The organism is Halomonas sp., from assembly GCF_041689495.1.
Classification (GTDB): domain Bacteria; phylum Pseudomonadota; class Gammaproteobacteria; order Pseudomonadales; family Halomonadaceae; genus Halomonas.
This window is the reverse complement of sequence record NZ_JBDNGD010000165.1, coordinates 1-2,196: the sequence shown is the minus strand read 5'-3', so window position 1 is coordinate 2,196 and position 2,196 is coordinate 1. Positions and strand designations below refer to the sequence as shown.

1 protein-coding gene and 2 pseudogenes are annotated in these 2,196 nt (G+C 57.4%); 1 reads left to right on the top strand and 2 read right to left on the bottom strand.

The window, feature by feature from the left end:
• Nucleotides 1–864: pseudogene (locus tag ACESMD_RS05740) on the top strand (IS3 family transposase); the annotation flags it as partial.
• A gap of 30 nt (nucleotides 865–894) precedes the next feature.
• On the opposite strand, the pseudogene ACESMD_RS05735 reads toward ACESMD_RS05740, so the two are convergent.
• A pseudogene (locus tag ACESMD_RS05735) lies at nucleotides 895–1,113 on the bottom strand (IS1380 family transposase); the annotation flags it as partial.
• A 156-nt stretch (nucleotides 1,114–1,269) separates the two neighbouring features.
• Nucleotides 1,270–1,845, bottom strand: a complete 576-nt coding sequence (locus ACESMD_RS05730) for a hypothetical protein (RefSeq protein ID WP_372611172.1) — start codon at nucleotides 1,843–1,845, stop codon at nucleotides 1,270–1,272.
• Between the last annotated feature and the right edge of the window lie 351 nt (nucleotides 1,846–2,196).

Below are 2,196 nucleotides of genomic sequence, written 5' to 3'. Positions count from 1 at the left end.
GGCAGCCAGGCGACTGGATATCGATCGCAGCCTGCTGGACCGCTGGTGCCGACAGCAGCGTGAACAGGTGCAAGGGGTGCCCGAAGCACAGGGCGATGAGCGTGATGCCGAGATCAAGAAATTACGCGAAGAAGTTCGCAATTTACGGATGGAGAAAGATATTTTAAAAAAGGCCACGGCCTTCTTCGTCAAGGAATCGAGCTGAGATATCAGTTCATCGAGTCGGAGAAGGCCGCCTTTCCTGTCGCGATCTTGTGCGGTGTCATGGAGGTCAGTCGCAGTGGCTTCTATGCCTGGCGATATCGTGAGCCAGACGAGCGGCGCAAGGCGCTCCAGCAGGAGGTCAGGGATATCCATGATCAGAAACGGGGTAGCTATGGGAGCCGACGAATGGCCAAGGAACTCCAGCGCAGGGGACACTCAGTCGGTCGCTACCAGGCCAGAAGCCTCATGCAGGACGCCGATGCCACGTGTCGTCAGCGTCGCCGCTGGCGGCATACCACAGACAGTGAGCATGGGTTACCGGTGGCACCCAACCTGCTCAAGCGGCAATTCACGGTCCCTGAGCCGAATCAGGCCTGGGTGGCCGACAATCACCGCCATCTGGACCCTGGAGGGCTGGCTGAGCATGGCTTCCGGGCCTCCATGAGTCGCAAGGGGAATTGCTGGGACAATGCCGTCATGGAGCGGTTCTTCGGCTTCCTGAAGAGCGAGTGGCTGGATGGCCAGCGGTACTGGACCTGCCAGGCCGCCCGGCGTGATGTCGTGGCCTACATTGAGATGGAGTACAACAGCTGCCGGCTCCACTCGACCCTCGACTACCATGCACCGAGGGAGGTCGGGCAAGTGGCCGCGGCAGCTTAATAAAAGTGTCCGCTACGACTTGACCAGAACAACACGTGGCGGGTCGCGTGGGTCGACCAGGTGTTGCTCGAGGGCGGGCATGACGCCGCTGCTGTCGAGGGCTTCACGCAGCAGCAAGGCACCGCTGTCACTGGTGGTGCGCTGACCGCTCAGCTCAACGCGGACAGAGCCATTGCAGGAGGGCGTCCAGGTGGATAGGCTTTCACCCATGGCGAGTGGTCCTCTTGAATCGTGTTCTGGTAGGAACACCCTGATTCTACAAGAGAAAACCACTCGCCACCTTCTTTTCTGTGACCTCCCGGTGAATTACGCGGGATTAAGACCGCCGTTGTCCGCGTCAAATATGATGCGCTCCGATTGTGCCTTCACGATTAGCTCCTAACGCCGCAGTTAGACGGCGCACAACTAACCCTCTGGAAGCTGAAATTCGAGCCAGAGAGGGGAACCCAAGCAGTCACCGTACAGATACCACATGTTTGAACCTTCAAGACTGGGCCCAAAGAACCAAATTTCAGCGAGTTCCAGAGGGGGAATTTGAAGGCCTCGCGGATCTACACCCAGCCGGTCAATTTTGATTGCCACCACCAAATCAGCCGCGTCAGCATAGTGGTTAAGGTTTTCGAGAAGGTCGTCCATCGTTTGCGACTCATTGACCTCCTTTGACACCAGCACCTTGAGTTGGAGAGGGCAGTATCCAGGGTCATCAGGCGGTCCGAACCGCAAGACAAAGTCGTGATCCTGTGCCTCCAACTCTGCTATGCATATATCTCGATCTGGAATCAATACGCGAAGTCCATGCGCGAAGGCAGCAGCATCAAGGTCTTCAATCAAGCGCTTTCGGTCGGGTCTTGCGATCTCCGGCGGCAGTCTGCAGCGTCCACCAATGACATGGCGAAATCCCAAACGCGCGGCCTCCTCCAGCACTTTGGTCGGATTGAAATAGATCTGGCTCGCCCAATGATTCAACCGTTCACGTGCCATGCGATTTACTGCGCCGCCTAACGCCGCATTATGGGGCGGTTGGAACGAAGTGTAAGCCGTCCCAGCCAGCTTGCTGGCGACATAAATGCTTTGTGTACGCCCAGCATGGGCATGAACTAATGGGGTGAAAGTCCCCTGTGGGAAGATCACCGTTCAGCCGGTTTTACCCGATTGAACGCTAACCACTAGCAAATGGCAAGGGCCAACCCGCGAGGCGCGGTCTGGAGGAAGCCGCTAGCAAAACTGCGAGCTGATGAACAAGAACATCATAGGAGGCGTAGGCCGGAGGCGAGTTGGCACAAGACGACGAAGCCACGTGATCTGACGGCCACCGTAAATGATGCAGTTGTG